Below are 16,937 nucleotides of genomic sequence, written 5' to 3' on the forward strand. Positions count from 1 at the left end.
TTAGACTATGGTGCCACTATCTCAAACACACCCGGCTGATTGGCAAATTCACCGCCAGGATTTTCGATATAAATATCGTATTTTCCTAGATCAAAAAGCGAAAGATCAAAATCTACATCGATGGTTGTTCCTGACTTGACAGAAATATTTGTGCCTAAAATCTCTTTGGTTGCATTTTTCAATTTTATTATCGGTTCGTTGCTAAAATTTTCTCCGGTGATTGTGAGGGTAGCAATATCACCCTTCACCCCTGTCGGCGGTGTAATTGAGCGTATTCTTGGCGCTGTCGCAGAATCTGTTAAATAAATGATGACCTGAAGAGTAGAATTTGGAGCGAGATGGACGGGTTGAACAGGCGAAATTGCTGAAATATATTTATCGGCAGATAAAATTGTAAAATTATAATCATCCCATTCCATGCCAGTAAGCGACAAACTGCCGTTTGCATCAGTCTGTTGATCTTGTGAGTATTTATGGGTAACGGGATTAAAATATATTTCTTTACTACCCTCAAGATGAAAACTTATATTGGGCACAAGAACCCCATTCAGATCAGCCGTTTGAATATTTAATGTGCTAACTTTATCTATCGTAAGCGTCACATTTGTAACCTGTTGTGCCAAAATATCAATATCCGGTTGAAGCTGGTTGGGATTTTGTGGTGTACGCGGATAGGTCATATCGGTAGAGTATCCATCTTTTGTAACCACAATATGATATTCATTATGCTGATCCGGCGGAAGGCTTGGCACCATGATACAGCCCGTAAGATCGGTTGTGAATTGCATATCCACGGGCGGATCAACATTGGGGTTTTGCAGAGTTGCTTGGGCATCGACAACTGGTTGATTGTTTGCATCGATCACGCACAGATATAAAATACCGGAATTGGTTGGAGTTTCAGCTGCTTTCGCTGAAATATTTGTCGTAAGAGTCGCAAGCGGATCTGGCCGACCAACCTTATATACCTTTACCTCGGCTTTTTTATAGTCATACGGATAGATATCTTGCGGTTTTCCGGGAATGCTTCCGGCCACATTCCCATCAAAGGGATCATCTACATAACTAATTGTCGTATGCACATTATATTGAATATTATTTTCTGTTATTGGTTCATCATCAAGAATCTCGCCCGGAGGATAAATCGTTCCGTGTATAGTCGCCAATGAATCGTAGGGCAAATTGCGAATATCCTCCATTTTTTCATTCGCAATAGCTACAGCTGCTACTTTGGCCTTTGCCATCAAGATCCCTTTTTCCGCTGCCATAAATGAGGAAACGATAGCAGTTGCAACCAAAGCAATCACAATAAAATCAACCAAAACCTCAATTATGGTAAAACCACTGGTCTTGTTTTGCTTTTTAGCTCGATACTTGATACTTGATATTTGATGATGGCAGATGTTCCCTCTCTTCCACATCTACAATGATACTACTTTAGGATCAAAATTAAAACCGAAAATGCAATAAATATTGCTTGTATTGAAAGCCCCAAAAATGGGCCAATTTTTATCGCCTGAATCTTGTCGTGAACATAATGCATTTTGTCCCCAAACCAAGTCTTTTGAAAATTCTTTTTCCAAAAAGGGGCTACGTCGAGAATGTCAGGCAAAAGACAACCAAATGCTCCCGAAATAAACGCAACTGGATGACTAATTTTGTCATAAAAAATCACAAACAAAACAACACCAATTAATATATCCAACAGAATTAAGACGTTTTGCCGCAATGTAAATTTGCCATCATCGGTCGTGTCAAAATGGGGAATTGAGTCGAGAATAAAATGCAAAATAAATCCGGCGAAAAAAGCAGGAATTGGCGAATTAATGTATTCGCCGGCAATACCACCAATAAATCCATGAGTTGCAAAAAGTATTTATTCCCCCTTTAATTGCTCAATAAATATTCTGTAAGCATCGGGGGTAGCTAGCAGTTTTCCAGTTCCATTTTCAAATTCTGTGATTCGCAAATCGGTAAATGGTGCATCCACCTCATAATCATTAGCTTCGTCTTCGGTCATCAGCACCATGGGTGATCCAGCACTTTCTTTGTTTCCCGGTGCGCGGTTATCCCAAACTATCCCTCCCCAGGTCCTTACCAACGAAAGGCCGTCTATTCCTGACGGAAATTTTGCTTTTACTTTACCTTGACGAATCCAGCCCGATTCATCACCAAGCACTTCCGGCTCAATTTGCCGCTCCTCAGTATCTGGCCCCACATCTTCCGGTCCGGGTCTGCGTCCGATGTTTATTCCGAATACCATATTTCCTCCAAAATTTTGATTATAATTAACAGATAAATGAGACTGATAGCTTGCTATAAGTTTTGTCGAATGGCCTGCCATAAGCAAATGAAGCGAGTCGAATGGTGGACCTACCGGGAATTGCCCGTCTCGCTTTGGCGCAGCCGAGGCGGAAACCCGAAACTGAGCAATACGCCCCGTACCACATCTTGGTGGACCTAGCGAGAGTCGAACTCGCGTCTCCACAATGCGAATGTGGAATCGTACCGCTAGACCATAGGCCCAAATGGGTACGGGGTAAAAATGCCTGCTACCTGCCCCGTATTGAACTCTGTTCTGATACTGGGGTGCCGTTTAACTATAGGCCCATTATCAGTATTAATATAGCGCTCGAAGCTAAATTTTTCAAGATCGAAACTAAACAATTCCTTCGGATTCGCGATTTAGTTCATCAAAGAATTTAATCATAAAATCATGCCGCCTTTTAGCGATGCGTCTTCCCTCTTTTGTGAGGAGTTTGTTTTTAACCTTCGACATGTGCAAGATGAACTCGCGGTAAGCAGTATCTTCCTTAGTATATTCGAATTCTTTTCCGAGCTTGGGTTTCGGATCATGCACACGGGAACCTATTTCACCTGCAAATACGAATGAGCGAGCCACTCCGATTGCGCCGCAATTATCCAATTTATCTGCATCAAAAAGCACTTTTGCTTCTATTGTTTCAGGAATTCCGCCCTTTTTTGATCTGTGGCGTTCAATGCAATGGGCTACGGAATCAATAAATTCTGGTTCGAGCTCGTATTTCGTAAGGATCTGCCTAGCTTTTTTCGCCCCAAGCTCGGCATGACAGATTTCTCCCTTAGACAACCGCTCTTCATCGCGGGCAATATCGTGGAGCAAGGTTGCATAATGCAAGACTCGTATGTCTGCCCCTTCATCTTTGCCGATATGTAGTGCCATTTTAAGAACTCTCTCAGTATGATCAAAATCATGACACCCGGGCGATTTCTCAAAAATGTTTCTGACTTCTTTTTCGATTGCTTTGATTTTATTCATAGATATATTCTAACAAAAAAATCCATTTGGTGGGCGTGAGAGGAATCTCACGCGCTTCGCTTTTCAGAACCCTCGGTTCTGAATTATCTCCTACACGGGAAACTTCTGTTTCCCGACCCCTTCCCGGGTCCGATTCTAAATTACAAAAAAATAGCCAGTAATAATACTGCCTATCTTTTTGGTGGGCGTGAGAGGAATCGAACCTCTGACCTCGGCTTTATCAGAGCCGCGCTCTAACCAACTGAGCTACACGCCCATGCAAATGGATTTTTACACAGAAATGATACCAAAAAACCAGCTACTTATCAACAGACTAAAAAATCCGCTTAAATTTTGAAGCGGATTTTTTAGTGTTGTCAAAATATTAACAACTAAATAGTGATACTGTACGTCTTTGCCTTGAGATATTACTACATCAAGGACTTTAACACTTTCGATCATCCGAAGATGACCAAGTGACCGACCTAAGCCGAAATAAATTTCGGCTTGCTCCTTAGAAAGGAGGTGATCCATCCCCACCTTCCGATAGGGATACCTTGTTACGACTTAGTCCTGATCACCGATCCTGCCGTGGTACCCTGTTGGGTCCTTCGGGCATTACCGGCTTTCCTGACTTGACGGGCGGTGTGTACAAGACCCGAGAACGTATTCACCGTGGTATGGCTGACCCACGATTACTAGCGATTCCGGCTTCATGAGGGCGAGTTGCAGCCCTCAATCCGAACTGGGGGTAGGTTTGATAGGATTAGCTCCGCTTTACAGCTTAGCGACCCTTTGTTGCTACCCATTGTAACACGTGTGTGGCCCAGGACGTAAGAGCCACGCTGATCTGACGTCATCCCCACCTTCCTCCGACTTAACGCCGGCAGTCTCGTATGAGATATTTAACATACAATAGGGGTTGCGCTCGTTCACCGACTTAACGGGACACTTCACAGCACGAGCTGACGACGACCGTGCAGCACCTGTCATCCGGCTCCTTACGGCACTCTCCCATTTCTGGGGGATTCCGGAGATGTCAAGTCCTGGTAAGGTTCTTCGCTTGTCGTCGAATTAAACCACATGTTCCACCGCTTGTGCGGGTCCCCGTCAATTCCTTTGAGTTTTAGCCTTGCGGCCGTACTACCCAGGCGGCATACTTAACGCGTTAGCTTCGAAACTCAGAGGGTCGATACTCCAAATTCCTAGTATGCATCGTTTACAGCGTGGACTACCGGGGTATCTAATCCCGTTCGCTCCCCACGCTTTCGCTCCTCAGTGTCAGGTAATGCCCAGCAGACTGTCTTCACCATTGGCGTTCCTTACGATATCTACGCATATCACTGCTACACCGTAAGTTCCATCTGCCCCTGCATACCTCAAGACTTGTAGTTTTGGATACGGTTCTTAGGTTGAGCCTAAGCATTTCATATCCAACTTACAAATCCACCTACGAGCTCTTTACGCCCAATAAATCCGGATAACGTTTGCACCCTACGTATTACCGCGGCTGCTGGCACGTAGTTAGCCGGTGCTTATTCATCTGGTACCTTCAAGATTATTCCCAGATAAAAGAAGTTTACGATCCGAAAACCTTCATCCTTCACGCAGTGTTGCTGCATCAGAGTTGCCTCCATTGTGCAAAATTCCCAACTGCTGCCTCCCGTAGGAGTATGGGCCGTGTCTCAGTCCCATCGAGGCTGGTCACCTTCTCAGGCCAGCTACCCGTCATCGCCTTGGTGAGCCATTACCTCACCAACTAGCTGATAGGAACAAGGCCTCTCCCCAAGCGCGTAAAGCTTTGATCTTTCGATATTATGCAGGATTACCCATCCTTTCGGATGGCTATCCTTCACTCGGGGGTAAGTTCCTTGTTATTACTCTCTCGTCTGCCGCTATGTCGCTCGACTTGCATGTGTTAGGCACACTGCCAACGTTAATCCTGAGCCAGGATCAAACTCTCCGTGTAGAGAATCTGACTTAGCCCTAATAATAGTACTAAACCAAAAAATTCTTTTGAAATTGACGTACATGTATCACTATTTAGTTGTCAAAGTGCGTTTTTTCGGGAAACAAATACATAAGTTTCTAGCAACAGAAACCATAACCCCTTCGATTTACTCCCTAGATTTTATTAAATCTGAATCGATATTATCGAAAAAAATCATTTCTGTCAACACTAGTTCATGGTTGTGGAAAAAATGGTTGGACAGAATATATTGTAATTTGTAATGTTGGGATAGTAAGGGAGGTTTTGCCAATGATAAGAGGGGTCAAGGTCTGGGGGTCACCTGGACAGCCCAACCCGCAGATCTCGCGAACCCGTCCCCCTAGACAGTACAGGCTACGAACACAATGGGGAAAGCGCTCGAACCGACGAAAAACAACAATCCCATCATCTGGTTCTTTCGTCCCTGTTGAAGCCCTGCCCACCGGTATGGTCCGCCTGTCTTTCTAGACACGAATCCCCAACACAAACGTGGCCATCCCCGGCCGCAAGAACCGACCTGTTGGCACATACCCCCGCTGCAGGTTAGTTTTTTTGTTAGTTGGGCAAACTATTATAATCATTGTCAATATTATCCACAATAATTTGCTAGTTTCACACTATATTTTTCTGCAAACGTATTAAAACCTCCACGATCGTGGAGGTTTTAATACGTTTTTTGATAATTTTAATATAGTTTCTTAAAAAGAAAAAAGGGGACTATTTACAAGCCGGCCGTATTGAACCCTCTTTTATCGCCTCTTTTCTTACTGCTTCTGCCACAGCTTTAGCGACTTTTTTATCGATTGGGTTGGGAAGAATTTTATCAATGGCTGGAGACTCGACGTAACTTGCCAGTGACATCGCCGCAGCATTCAGCATTCCGGGAGTTATTTTTATTGCTTTGGCATCGAGTGCGCCGCGGAAAATCCCCGGGAACGCAAGAACATTATTGACCTGATTTGGATAGTCCGATCTTCCAGTGGCCACAATTTTTGCTCCGGCCTTCTTTGCCTCAACCGGATCAATTTCCGGTACAGGGTTAGCCAAAGCAAAGATGATTGGATTATTGGCCATCTTTTTAACCATTGTGGCCTTGAGTACATTGCCCACAGATAAACCGATAAAAACATCCGCTCCGCAAATGATTTTATCCAGATCACCACAGATGTTCCCCTCGTTGATTATATGATTCAAATCCTCTTTGTATTCGTCTAGGTCTTTGCGATTTCTGCATACAGCCCCCTTTGAATCCAGGGTGATGATATTGGCTTTGCCCTTTGTAAATTCGTCGATTGCTAGAGCGACGGCATGGCCGGCGGCGCCAACGCCATTGATTACGATCATGCAATTTTCCAATTTTTTTCCAATAACTTTTGCTGCATTTATTAATCCTGCCAACACAACAACGGCTGTACCGTGCTGGTCGTCATGCATCACCGGAATTCCTAGATTCTGCAATTTTTTCTCAATTTCAAAGCATCTTGGCGCTGAAATATCTTCCAGATTTATGCCGCCAAAGGATGGCGCTAAATATTTTACAGCTTTGACAATTTCATCAGTGTCTTGCGTGTCAAGACAAATTGGAATGGCATCCACTCCTGCAAATTCTTTAAAGAGTATCGCCTTTCCCGCCATTACCGGCTGTGCCGCTTCCGGACCGATGTTACCAAGCCCAAGAACTGCCGATCCGTCTGTCACGACTGCAACAAAATTGCTTCGAGAGGTATATTCCCAAATTTTACATTCATTTTTTGCGATTTCCGAAGATACTGCGGCAATGCCCGGTGTGTAGAAAATCGCCAAGTCTTCGGCATCTTCGATCTTCGCTTTGCTTTTAATCTCGATTTTACCTGCAAGCTTCCGATGTTTTTTTAGTGATTCTTTTCCAAAGTTCATGGTTCATCCTATTATTTCAGATTTAGATTCAAATATCTTTGTGATTATTTCTTCAATTTCCTGCTCTGTGATTGTAATATTGTCCGGTGAGAATAAGCTGAAAACGTCTTGGGCAAGTTTGCCTATCTCATCTTTTTTCGCGCTTATTGTGCCAACATTATTAAATATATTTTTTTTGCACTTAAGCGAGGCAAATTTCTTTTTTTCATCAACGCTCGAGAGCGTAATATTTATGCATTTTTCCGGCGCATATTTATCCCTCAAAACCGACAGGCCTCCATCATATATTTTCATACCCGAATTAATGATTATGACCCGTTTACACAACTCTTCAATATCTCCCATATAGTGGCTGGTCAATATCATCGTCGTCTTTTTTTCTTTGTTAATTTTTGAGAGGAAGCTTCTAATTGCTTTTGCTGAAATTACATCAAGCCCAATTGTCGGTTCATCCAGAAATATCACTTTGGGATCGTGAAGCAAAGACGCAGCCAATTCGCACTTCATTCGTTCGCCAAGAGACATGCTTCGAAGCCGATTATTAACTATACTCCCCATGTCCATGGTATCAATCAAAAGTTCAAGGTTTTTTTTATATCTCAAGTTGGATATTCCATATACCTCTTTAAGCATTTTAAAAGAATCAATAGCGGGCAAGTCCCACCACAACTGATTTTTCTGTCCCATAACTATTGATATTTGGCGCAGATAATTATATTTTCTCTCCCATGGAACATAACCCAATACTTTGGCTTCTCCGGATGTGGGATGAATTATTCCGGATAATATCTTTAAAAATGTTGTCTTTCCTGCTCCGTTCGGCCCGAGAAATCCAATAAACTCCCCTTCCTCAATCGAAACTGCCAAATCTTTTACCGCTTCTTTAATTTCTTTATCCGGATGGAAAACATCGCCAAAATTAAATCGGGTTTTGACAAAATTTTTGCATATATTTTTTGATTCGATTATTGGCATACTAGCTCGATGCGCTCCCATAATGTTTAAGCCCTGCCTTCCAAACCAATGAAACGATAATTCCAAATACCAATGTAATCGCGAACATAAATATAATATACAACGTACGTGGCGGATAAAACAGGGTAGCGACGGGAACATAAGAAACCGTCAAAATTGGCACCAGCACCATTAGAAGGAATTTCAGATAAAGCGGAAAGATATTGACGGGATATCTCATAAATTGAGATAAGCGGTTTAAAATATCCGTCAAAGACCAAAGTTTGATAAACCAAAAAGCCGGAACAACAGTAATAATTTGGATGAAATAATACAGAAGCAACGCACAAACGAACAAAGCAATAAACCATATTAAGTTCGTAAAGCCAATGGCAATTCCCGATTTCATTGCAGCATAGAATACTAGCGGTACCGAGAAAAACAAATTAATAAATTCATATATTTCCGGCTTGCTTATCGAAACCAAGATGAGCGGATTGACCGGTTTTGCCAAATAAAAATCCAGATCCCCCATCCGGACTAGGTCTCGGCCAATGGTTTGTACGCCTCGGCGATACCAAATCGTGCTGACAGTAATAATGATTTTCGAAAAAGCAAAGAGGAATAATACCTGATAAAAATTCCAATCCCCAAGACTTTTAACGTTTGCAAAAATCACTCCGAAAAAGACAATTGAAAAAAATAAATCAGATACCTGAAACAAAACCGAGGAAATGATATATCCGTTAATCTTAAGATCCCTGATAAGCGAATTTCGGAACAATATTACATTTATTTTCAAATATTTCATCATCTGCCTACCCCCGTGTATCGTTTAAGTCCGCCTCGGTAGACAAGGTAGAAAATAAAATACAAAATCAAAATCCAAATGATCATTTGGGCCCAGCTCGAAAATAACTCTGTAATTGTAAATTTACCCAGAAAAACCCTTGAGGGAAAATCGAACAAAAATCTCGCCGGTAAAACATTTATCCACTTCAACGCGGCAGGCAAAAAAGCTAAAGGAAAAAGCCCTCCACCAATCATAGAAATGATCCAGTTGGCTAGACCTTTATTTGCCCGCTGATCGCCAAAATAAAAAGTCAGTGATTGAATAATTAAATTGATCAATAAATTCATGGCAAAACCAATGATTATGGTTATAACAAAAAACACAATGTTGGCTACTGAAGTAATCAGCAGATAATCATGGGCAAAAATGACAATTAAAGCCAAAAACGGCGCAAAAATAATTAAAGAGAGAAGAACATCAGCAGCAGTTGATAAAAGATATGAGGCGATTACATTCCATGGGCGCACAAGCATGTTTGTAAAAAAACCATTCCAGATATCTTCTCCCAGATACAAAGAATCTGTTACCTCTATCCGGTAAATAAATGAGGTAATCAAATAATAGGTGACCGTGCTTTTTAGTGAATAGCTCGCAATTTCGGCAGTCCCGGCAGTTGCATAAACCGATTTCCAAACAAGAAAGAAAATAATAAAAAAAACCATGTTAAAAAAGATCGACAAAGTAAAATCGGTCTTGTAGGCGGTGAAGCCTTTAAATTCAGTTAAAAAATGGAAATAATATTTCCTCATATTATCATTTTAGCACTATTAATGAGCTAGATTAATTAAGGTTAGCAAAAGATTAACTTGCCAATGCCGACGACTCCAACATCATAATCTAGCTTTATTTTTCCCCTTTGCTTTCTTTCGTGCTAGCTGCTTTTGGGATCTCGGGTTTCTTAAGAGGGGCGGCTGGCTGCAGTTGGACTGGAGATTGGGGAATGTTCACTGGCGCCGTTTGCTGTTTCTGGCCGGGCAAAAATGCAGAGACGATAATCAGGATAAGCCCAACTGCAAATAAACCCCCGCCTTCGGCCAAATAGAAAATGAAAAAATCAGACCTAAATTTATTATAAAGATCCTGTACTAGACTGGCAAATTCTTTAATTTCAGTCATTCCGAGATTTGGCGTTGGTATATATCTTAATAACAATGATGCAAGCAATGTCAAGATGCCAAAAATCAAAAGGGCGATCCCTGGGATTCGCAATTTTCCTTTCCAGTTTGGCCACATTGCTGCCGAAAGGAGCAACAAGAGAGTCACTATTCCCAAATAAAGCGGTGCTGTGACATGGCGTTTGCCGATGATTTTTTGCGCCTGCTCCAACTCCGGTGGAACTGGGATAACATATTTTTCCTTAATTTGATTGATGAATTCTGAGTCTTGGGATGAAAGTTTTTGGATAGAGAAAGCCTGTTTGATAAGCGACAAGTCGATCGTCATCGTCTTGCTTCCTTTGTCGAGAACATTATTGAAGATCTCGTTTATGTTGTTTTCAACAGTAGTTTTGACTATCTCCGGGGAAATCATTGACATTACATGGGCTATATATTCATCACTTTGAGGTCCAGAATCCATGTTTTGATCCCCACCTTCCTTTTGTGCCAGATAATTCGTGATGGTGCGTGGATCAATTTTCATTAAACGGTTATAAAAATCAACCTTTTCGAATGCGTTTTTATAGTATGTAGGACTTAATATTGTCCGCTCGGAATTAAAATAAAACAGTGCTGCCGGAAAAGTCAGGATAAATATAACCAAGAGCAAAATCGATAGAAATTTACGCATAACCCCTCAACTTTCTAGTCCTTAGATAGTAGTCCTTAGTCTATTTTATCACTCAGGCTATTTGTTTGCTACATTACAGACTATGAACAACCGGCTTCGGACTCGCACTTAATTCTGGACGCAAGTCCAGATTAAGTGCTATATTACCAAAGTGACGATCACATTTTTGATCGTAATTGCGAATCCCGAGCCCGTCGAGGGTGAAGCAATCTTTGCAAAGATCGCCACGGCTTATAGCCTCGCGATGACTATTTAATTTTGGAGGCAGTATGTTTGAAATTTCAGAAATTCATGCTCGCGAAATTTTAGATTCGCGCGGAAACCCTACCATCGAGGTTGATTTGACGCTTAAAGACGGCTCTTTCGGACGGGCAGCGGTTCCATCTGGTGCATCTACAGGATCATACGAAGCAGTTGAACTTCGCGACAGCGGCGATCGATATTTGGGTAAAGGCGTCGAGAAAGCTGTGACCAATGCAAACGGACCTCTTCGCGACGCTCTCACTGGAAATTCATTTGATCAGAAATCACTTGATGAAAAAATGATCGAGCTTGACGGTACAGAGAATAAAGGCAAATTCGGTGCTAACGCGATTCTAGGAATATCATTAGCTTTTGCCCATGCCGCCGCCAAATCCAAAAATATTCCTCTCTACAAATATTTCGGTGAAATTGCAGGAAATTCTCATTTTCGATTGCCGGTACCGATGATGAATATTCTAAATGGCGGCCAACACGCTGAAAATTCGACTGATCTTCAAGAGTTTATGATCATGCCTGCCGGCGCTCCAAGCTTCAAAGAAGCGCTGCGATACGGCGCCGAAGTATTTCACAATTTGAAAAAAATTTTGAAGGCCAAAGGACTCAATACTTCTGTTGGTGATGAAGGCGGGTATGCCCCCACGCTTAAAAACAATGAGGCAGCAGTCGAAGTTATCCTCGAGGCAATCAAAGCGGCCGGTTACGAAGCCGGGAAGGATATTTACATCGCCATCGACGGTGCTGCAACCGAACTTTACAAAGATGGCAAATATGAACTCAAATCCGAAAATCGAGCGCTTACATCAGAGGAAATGGTCGGTTTCTATGAGGACTGGCTTACTAAATATCCAATAATCTCGATCGAGGACGGCCTTGCGGAAGATGACTGGGATGGCTATAAATTGATGACAGATAAACTCGGCAAAAAAGTCCAAATTGTTGGCGATGATTTATTTGTCACCAACATCAAGCGCCTAAAGGATGGCATCGATAAAGGCGTGACCAATTCGATTCTGATCAAGCTTAATCAGATTGGCAGCGTGACCGAAACGATACAGGCTATCAAGATGGCGGAAGAAGCTGGCTACACAGCGGTAGTTTCACATCGTTCCGGCGAGACAGAGGACACGACAATTTCCGATTTTGTCGTCGGACTCGGCACAGGCCAGATCAAGACCGGCTCGGCTTGCCGCTCCGAACGAATCTGCAAGTACAATCAGCTCCTTAGAATCGAAGAAGAGCTGGGTACAAGCGCAAAATACCCCGGGCTTGAGGCTTTTAAATTTAACAAATAACACCGAAAAGGTGACTATGCAGCCACGAGACGATAAATTCATCTACACCGACGGAATCGACTATTCCAAGACGTCTGCGGATTCCGTTTGGGGAACTGAAGAGAAAATCACGTCGAAAATTATTGACGAAACTGTTACTTCAGGAAAATGGCTAAATCTTTGTGCTGGCGATGGACGGTTCAACAATCGCCTTCTTTCACTCGCCAATCAGGTTATCGCAGCAGATATTGATGAAAGCGCATTAGAAAAATTGACAAGAATCACGCCAAAAGAGTTGGAAAAAAAACTTAAGACAAAGATACTGAATGTGACCGAGAAATTTCCATTCAAAGATGCGGAGTTTGACGGAATATTCTGCTCCGGCACATTACACCTGTTCCCTGAGGATATTCTTCGCAAAATCTTCAATGAAATGGATCGGGTGCTAAAGCCAAATGGTAAAATAGTCATTGATTATGCAGCCGATATTCGAAGAGAATACCCGAACGGTTCGCTCTGGGTAATCGAAAACGAGCCCAATTATTCTCTCAAAGACGCCAAAGAATTGCTTTCAAAAATGTTTTCAAACTATTTAGTGGAAATGTTCGCTGACAAATCAGAGCCAGAAAGAGTGTCGTTTAACAACAAAGAATATCAATTTTCCTCCAATTTCATTTTAATCAGAGCACGGAAAAAATGACCAAGCCAAAAGTCATTTTAATCATTTTGGATGGGTGGGGAATCGGCGAAAAGGATGAAGATAACGCCATTCACCTCGCTAAGACTCCTAATTTCGATAAACTCTGGGAGTCTTTTTCTCATGGCAAGATAAAGACCTCCGGCGTTGCTGTTGGTTTGCCGGCAGGGCAAATGGGCAATTCCGAAGTAGGCCACCTAACTATCGGCTCCGGTAGAGTAATTGATACTGATCTTGTCAAAATTTCTAAATCGGCAGAAAGAGGAGAGTTCTCCGCAAATCACGCATTTAAATCCGTATTTGACCATGTGAAAAAGTATGATAGCATCTTACACATTCAAGGTTTGATCGGTCCAGGTGGCGTTCATTCTCATTCCAACCATTTACTTGCAATCCTCAAGGCAGCAAAAGCTACGGGCATTGAAAAAATTGCACTCCATGCATTTACCGATGGCCGCGACACAGACGCCAAAAGTGCGAACAAATATCTAAAAGAGTTAGAAAATGCTATTGAGGAAATCGGCGTTGGCTTTATAGCTACGGCAGTCGGCCGGTTTTATGCCATGGATCGCGATGATAATTGGGATCGTTTGAAAGTTGCCGAGGATGCGATCTTCGGCGGAGTTGCAAAAACGGTTGTCCGTAAAAAACCATCCGAAATTATGGAGGAATTATATGAATCAGGCATCACCGATGAACATATCGAACCGCACATTTTTCTAGATGAAAAAGGCAATGGTTATAAAATTGGAAAAAATGACGGTGTCATATTTATTAATTTCCGCGCTGATAGAGCCAGAATGTTTTCGAAAAAAATTCTCGAAAAACAGGAGGAACTCAATCTGTTTTTTGTCACTATGACTGACTACGGCAAAGATATTGATAGCGTCATCGCTTTCCCGCCAGATAACATTGAAGATACTTTGGCCGATATTATTTCTGAAAATAATCTTACCCAATCTCACATTGCTGAGACCGAAAAATTTGCGCATGCAACCTATTTTCTAAACGGCGGCGTCGAAGATGAACACAAAGACGAAAAGTTTATTCTGATCGAGAGCCGCAAAGATATAAAAACCCATGACCTTGCTCCCGGCATGCGAGCTTCTGAAATTGCTGATACAACCGTCGAAGAAATTCAGAAGGGGAGAGATTTTATCTTCGTAAACTTCGCCAATCCCGACATGGTCGGCCACACAGCGGTAAAAAAAGCGGTTATTGAAGCAATTGAGACAACCGACCGAGAGCTCGGAAAACTGGTAGAGACAGCACAAGAAAAAAAGTATGAGATCGTCATATCCGCCGATCATGGAAATGCCGAAGCTCCCGATACTGCCCACACTGTGAATCCCGTCCCCTTGATCTATATTGGCGAAAAGTATTCTAAAGTATCTAATGGCGCCCTTTCCGACATTGCGCCAACAGTTCTTCAACTTCTCGAAATCAATAAGCCCTCGCGTATGACCGGTAAGGGCTTATTGAATTAACTATCTCAAGAATTATTCTACCTGCTTATTTGCGGCTTTTTTCTCCTGGCAACCGCAGGTGCAATCCGGGCCACATGTACAACAATGGATACATGTAGGCTCTTCATGACACGAACATTTTGCATTCTCATCTAGAGGCATACCGCATGCCACACACTTTTCCGGTTCACTAGATTCTGACATATTTCTCCTTTACCCCGAGCGAAGTCGAGGGGTTTGCCCCGAGCCTGCCTGCCGACAGGCAGGTAAAATCGAGGGGTTTTTAATTGCGACTTAATTTTATCTAATTCCGCAAGAAAAAACCACGGCAATTCTCACTACCGCAATTGCATGGCATCTTTTCTCCGCCCTGTTCTGTTTTATTGTAATCACAAGTAATTTCATCACCGGTGGAAATTGGTTTTAAGGCATTTAGACAAACTTCATCTCCAAGAATCAGTTCCGCTTTCGGATCGCAAGAATGGTTCATATAGTTCAAAATTTCCGGATCGTCTACAAATTTATTTTTACCAATTTTTGCGTATCCAGACTTTGGTTTCGAATGAATATTATCCATCGGCACATCATAAAATTTTTTTCCAGCAGCAATATTCTCTGTCGCAAAAATTCCAATGCCATGGATTTTACTTTGAGCTTTTTTCATCGATAAGCCGTTCTGTATATCCTGAATCAATTAATTCGCGAAAAGCTTTCAGGACCTTGTTGGGTACATCCTGATAAATCTGAAAACCCATTTTGGGATATTCGATTATCCTCTGCAAATCACCAACCATAATATTTATGAGATAATCTTGCGGATAATTTTCGTCAGCATAATCAATAAAGTCAATTTTGGGCGAAGTTACCACAAATTCCTTTCCAGGCCATTGCTTTGCAAATGTAGCGTAAGTTCTACGTTCCATATAAGGCTTCTGAACAATGATGAATGAATCAATCTTCAAATTCTTTTTGTCCAATAATTTCCGAGTGAACTGAATATTCTCGCCAGTGTTGGTAGATTTGTTTTCGATAATAATCTTGTCTTTCGAAACTCCCATGCCAATAGCGATGTCGGCAAAAATTTCTGCTTCAGATTTTTCAAAAGACCGCACGCCGTGACTACCTGAGAATATTAGCAAAGGAGCATATTTATCAAGAAACAGATCGGCGGCTCTTTTGGCTACACGTTTGTCATGAGACCCCAAAGCCAAAATAGCGTCAGCTTTTTTAAGCTTCTGATTCATCAACATGTAATCCCAAATTATTTGGGCATTCTCGATAATTTCTGCAGGCATTTATTGTTTTAATTTGCCGCCCTTTATTCCCATCTTCGAGGAATTAAGGCCAGACAAGAGAGCTGATTTAAATGTATGGGTGAAATCTTTCTTTGCCGCGTGCTTCTCTTCAGCAAATTTAATAAGCTTTGATAAAAGATCGTGGAGTGGCACTCCGCTTTTCTCCCAGAGGTGGTGATAAACGGTGCCAGGCAGGGGATTGATCTCATTTGCAAAAACTTCGTTAGTTTTTTTATCAAGAAGAAAATCGACCCGGGCAATCCCACAACAACCAACAGAAGTATATACTTTTTTCGCCATTTCCTGAATCTTCTTTGTCATTCCCCTATCAAGGCGCGCAGGGATTACCAGCCCCGATTCCGCTTTCCCGAGCTGTGCGCCACCATCTTTTAGGTACTTTTCCTCGAAATCAAAAAGTTCTGCCTGAAAAACAGATTCTTGCAGTTCTGAAGCCGTTAAATCATCGTTGCCAATAATGCAGCAAGTCACATCCATAAGGTTGTCGACCCCCTCTTCAACCAAGACTTTGTCATCGTAATAAAGCGCGACTTCAATTTTATTTTCTAGATCCTTCTCATCCTTCACTTTCGCAATGCCGATTGAGGATCCAAGATGTACGGGTTTCACAAAAACCGGCCATTTCATTTTTTGGATTCGATCGACAATGAATTTTTTATTCGAATCCCAATCTTTTTTACGGAAAACTCCATATTTAGTTGTCGGAATTCCATTTACTTCACAAAGTTGCTTGGTAAGTGCTTTATCCATTGAAATTGCCGAGGACGCCACATCACAACCGACGTAGGGAACATCCAACATCTCAAACAATCCCTGTATTGTCCCATCCTCGCCATATGCTCCATGAAAAGCCGGAAAAGCGAGATCGATTGTGATCGATTTCCCAACAATCCCCTTTTTCTTAAAGACCATTTTCCCGCGCGAATTCTGAAGGTCGAGAAGGTATTGTTTGAAGGAGGTTTTTTCTTCTATCCTCACCTTGGGATCGGTAAAACTGGCAAGTTTGCCCAAAGATTCATCAATCATCCATTCACCATCGCGCGTGATATATACTGGAACTACATCATACCCTAGTCCACAAAGTCCGGAAATTATCAACTGGCCGGTAATAATTGAAACATCGTGCTCGGTACTCCGGCTGCCAAAGAATACACCAATTGTTTTCATG

General features: G+C 42.1%; 15 protein-coding genes, 2 tRNA genes and 1 rRNA gene. 3 read left to right on the plus strand and 15 right to left on the minus strand.

All coding sequences use genetic code 11. The features are described 5' to 3' along the window. Nucleotides 1-5: 5 nt before the first annotated feature. The 12 genes from WC080_01475 to WC080_01530 form a co-directional block, all read right to left on the minus strand. On the minus strand, nucleotides 6-1,421 hold the full coding sequence (locus WC080_01475; protein MFA7243941.1) for a hypothetical protein: 1,416 nt from the start codon (nucleotides 1,419-1,421) through the stop codon (nucleotides 6-8). Nucleotides 1,422-1,432: 11 nt separating this feature from the next. Continuing rightward, nucleotides 1,433-1,789, minus strand: a complete 357-nt coding sequence (locus WC080_01480; protein MFA7243942.1) for a hypothetical protein — start codon at nucleotides 1,787-1,789, stop codon at nucleotides 1,433-1,435. 87 nt (nucleotides 1,790-1,876) lie between these two features. Next, nucleotides 1,877-2,263: a hypothetical protein gene (locus tag WC080_01485; GenBank protein MFA7243943.1), complete on the minus strand. Its 387-nt coding sequence runs from the start codon at nucleotides 2,261-2,263 to the stop codon at nucleotides 1,877-1,879. A 189-nt stretch (nucleotides 2,264-2,452) separates the two neighbouring features. Then, a tRNA-Ala gene (locus WC080_01490) sits at nucleotides 2,453-2,526 on the minus strand. Between the two features lie 133 nt (nucleotides 2,527-2,659). Further along, a complete protein-coding gene (locus WC080_01495) occupies nucleotides 2,660-3,298 on the minus strand; it encodes an HD domain-containing protein (protein MFA7243944.1) in 639 nt (212 codons plus the stop codon). Nucleotides 3,299-3,477: 179 nt separating this feature from the next. Next, nucleotides 3,478-3,554 (minus strand) — tRNA-Ile (locus WC080_01500). Between the two features lie 241 nt (nucleotides 3,555-3,795). Further along, a 16S ribosomal RNA gene (locus tag WC080_01505) occupies nucleotides 3,796-5,246 on the minus strand. A gap of 738 nt (nucleotides 5,247-5,984) precedes the next feature. Continuing rightward, on the minus strand, nucleotides 5,985-7,163 hold the full coding sequence (locus tag WC080_01510) for an NADP-dependent malic enzyme (protein MFA7243945.1): 1,179 nt from the start codon (nucleotides 7,161-7,163) through the stop codon (nucleotides 5,985-5,987). A 3-nt stretch (nucleotides 7,164-7,166) separates the two neighbouring features. Continuing rightward, a complete protein-coding gene (locus WC080_01515) occupies nucleotides 7,167-8,138 on the minus strand; it encodes an ATP-binding cassette domain-containing protein (protein MFA7243946.1) in 972 nt (323 codons plus the stop codon). Nucleotide 8,139: 1 nt separating this feature from the next. Continuing rightward, on the minus strand, nucleotides 8,140-8,931 hold the full coding sequence (locus WC080_01520; GenBank protein ID MFA7243947.1) for an ABC-2 family transporter protein: 792 nt from the start codon (nucleotides 8,929-8,931) through the stop codon (nucleotides 8,140-8,142). Beyond that, nucleotides 8,928-9,719, minus strand: a complete 792-nt coding sequence (locus WC080_01525) for an ABC-2 family transporter protein (protein MFA7243948.1) — start codon at nucleotides 9,717-9,719, stop codon at nucleotides 8,928-8,930. The genes WC080_01520 and WC080_01525 overlap by 4 nt, the downstream gene beginning before the upstream one ends. Nucleotides 9,720-9,813: 94 nt before the next feature. After that, nucleotides 9,814-10,758: a hypothetical protein gene (locus WC080_01530; GenBank protein MFA7243949.1), complete on the minus strand. Its 945-nt coding sequence runs from the start codon at nucleotides 10,756-10,758 to the stop codon at nucleotides 9,814-9,816. A gap of 269 nt (nucleotides 10,759-11,027) precedes the next feature. Between WC080_01530 and eno the strand changes: the two genes are divergently transcribed. Genes eno through gpmI form a run of 3 tightly spaced genes read left to right on the plus strand, consistent with a single transcriptional unit; the run spans nucleotide 11,028 to nucleotide 14,477 of the window. Next, complete coding sequence (gene eno, locus WC080_01535; GenBank protein MFA7243950.1) at nucleotides 11,028-12,314, plus strand: phosphopyruvate hydratase; 1,287 nt, start codon at nucleotides 11,028-11,030, stop codon at nucleotides 12,312-12,314. Between the two features lie 16 nt (nucleotides 12,315-12,330). Further along, nucleotides 12,331-12,993 (plus strand): class I SAM-dependent methyltransferase, encoded by a 663-nt coding sequence (locus tag WC080_01540; GenBank protein ID MFA7243951.1) that lies wholly within the window; start codon nucleotides 12,331-12,333, stop codon nucleotides 12,991-12,993. Further along, the gene (gpmI, locus tag WC080_01545) at nucleotides 12,990-14,477 is read left to right on the plus strand and encodes a 2,3-bisphosphoglycerate-independent phosphoglycerate mutase (GenBank protein MFA7243952.1); all 1,488 of its coding nucleotides are present in this window, start codon (nucleotides 12,990-12,992) and stop codon (nucleotides 14,475-14,477) included. Before WC080_01540 ends, gpmI begins: the two co-directional genes overlap by 4 nt. Before the next feature lie 283 nt (nucleotides 14,478-14,760). Here the strand turns inward: gpmI and WC080_01550 are convergent, their stop codons facing one another. Genes WC080_01550 through WC080_01560 form a run of 3 tightly spaced genes read right to left on the minus strand, consistent with a single transcriptional unit; the run spans nucleotide 14,761 to nucleotide 16,936 of the window. Continuing rightward, on the minus strand, nucleotides 14,761-15,120 hold the full coding sequence (locus WC080_01550) for an SET domain-containing protein-lysine N-methyltransferase (protein MFA7243953.1): 360 nt from the start codon (nucleotides 15,118-15,120) through the stop codon (nucleotides 14,761-14,763). Further along, nucleotides 15,101-15,751, minus strand: a complete 651-nt coding sequence (locus WC080_01555; protein ID MFA7243954.1) for a YdcF family protein — start codon at nucleotides 15,749-15,751, stop codon at nucleotides 15,101-15,103. Before WC080_01555 ends, WC080_01550 begins: the two co-directional genes overlap by 20 nt. Then, complete coding sequence (locus tag WC080_01560) at nucleotides 15,752-16,936, minus strand: D-alanine--D-alanine ligase family protein (protein ID MFA7243955.1); 1,185 nt, start codon at nucleotides 16,934-16,936, stop codon at nucleotides 15,752-15,754. Nucleotide 16,937 lies beyond the last annotated feature (1 nt).

The organism is Patescibacteria group bacterium (assembly GCA_041674405.1).
Classification (GTDB): Bacteria; Patescibacteriota; UBA1384; order XYA2-FULL-43-10; family XYA2-FULL-43-10; genus JBAYVT01.

Bases quoted from the DNA above. Each gene is read 5' to 3' on its own strand.
- WC080_01475 (MFA7243941.1), bottom strand. From the start codon at position 1,421: ATGTGGAAGAGAGGGAACATCTGCCATCATCAAATATCAAGTATCAAG.
- WC080_01485 (MFA7243943.1), bottom strand. From the start codon at position 2,263: ATGGTATTCGGAATAAACATCGGACGCAGACCCGGACCGGAAGATGTG.
- WC080_01495 (MFA7243944.1), bottom strand. From the start codon at position 3,298: ATGAATAAAATCAAAGCAATCGAAAAAGAAGTCAGAAACATTTTTGAG.
- WC080_01510 (MFA7243945.1), bottom strand. From the start codon at position 7,163: ATGAACTTTGGAAAAGAATCACTAAAAAAACATCGGAAGCTTGCAGGT.
- WC080_01515 (MFA7243946.1), bottom strand. From the start codon at position 8,138: ATGCCAATAATCGAATCAAAAAATATATGCAAAAATTTTGTCAAAACC.
- WC080_01520 (MFA7243947.1), bottom strand. From the start codon at position 8,931: ATGATGAAATATTTGAAAATAAATGTAATATTGTTCCGAAATTCGCTT.
- WC080_01525 (MFA7243948.1), bottom strand. From the start codon at position 9,719: ATGAGGAAATATTATTTCCATTTTTTAACTGAATTTAAAGGCTTCACC.
- WC080_01530 (MFA7243949.1), bottom strand. From the start codon at position 10,758: ATGCGTAAATTTCTATCGATTTTGCTCTTGGTTATATTTATCCTGACT.
- eno (MFA7243950.1), top strand. From the start codon at position 11,028: ATGTTTGAAATTTCAGAAATTCATGCTCGCGAAATTTTAGATTCGCGC.
- WC080_01540 (MFA7243951.1), top strand. From the start codon at position 12,331: ATGCAGCCACGAGACGATAAATTCATCTACACCGACGGAATCGACTAT.
- gpmI (MFA7243952.1), top strand. From the start codon at position 12,990: ATGACCAAGCCAAAAGTCATTTTAATCATTTTGGATGGGTGGGGAATC.
- WC080_01550 (MFA7243953.1), bottom strand. From the start codon at position 15,120: ATGAAAAAAGCTCAAAGTAAAATCCATGGCATTGGAATTTTTGCGACA.
- WC080_01555 (MFA7243954.1), bottom strand. From the start codon at position 15,751: ATGCCTGCAGAAATTATCGAGAATGCCCAAATAATTTGGGATTACATG.
- WC080_01560 (MFA7243955.1), bottom strand. From the start codon at position 16,936: ATGAAAACAATTGGTGTATTCTTTGGCAGCCGGAGTACCGAGCACGAT.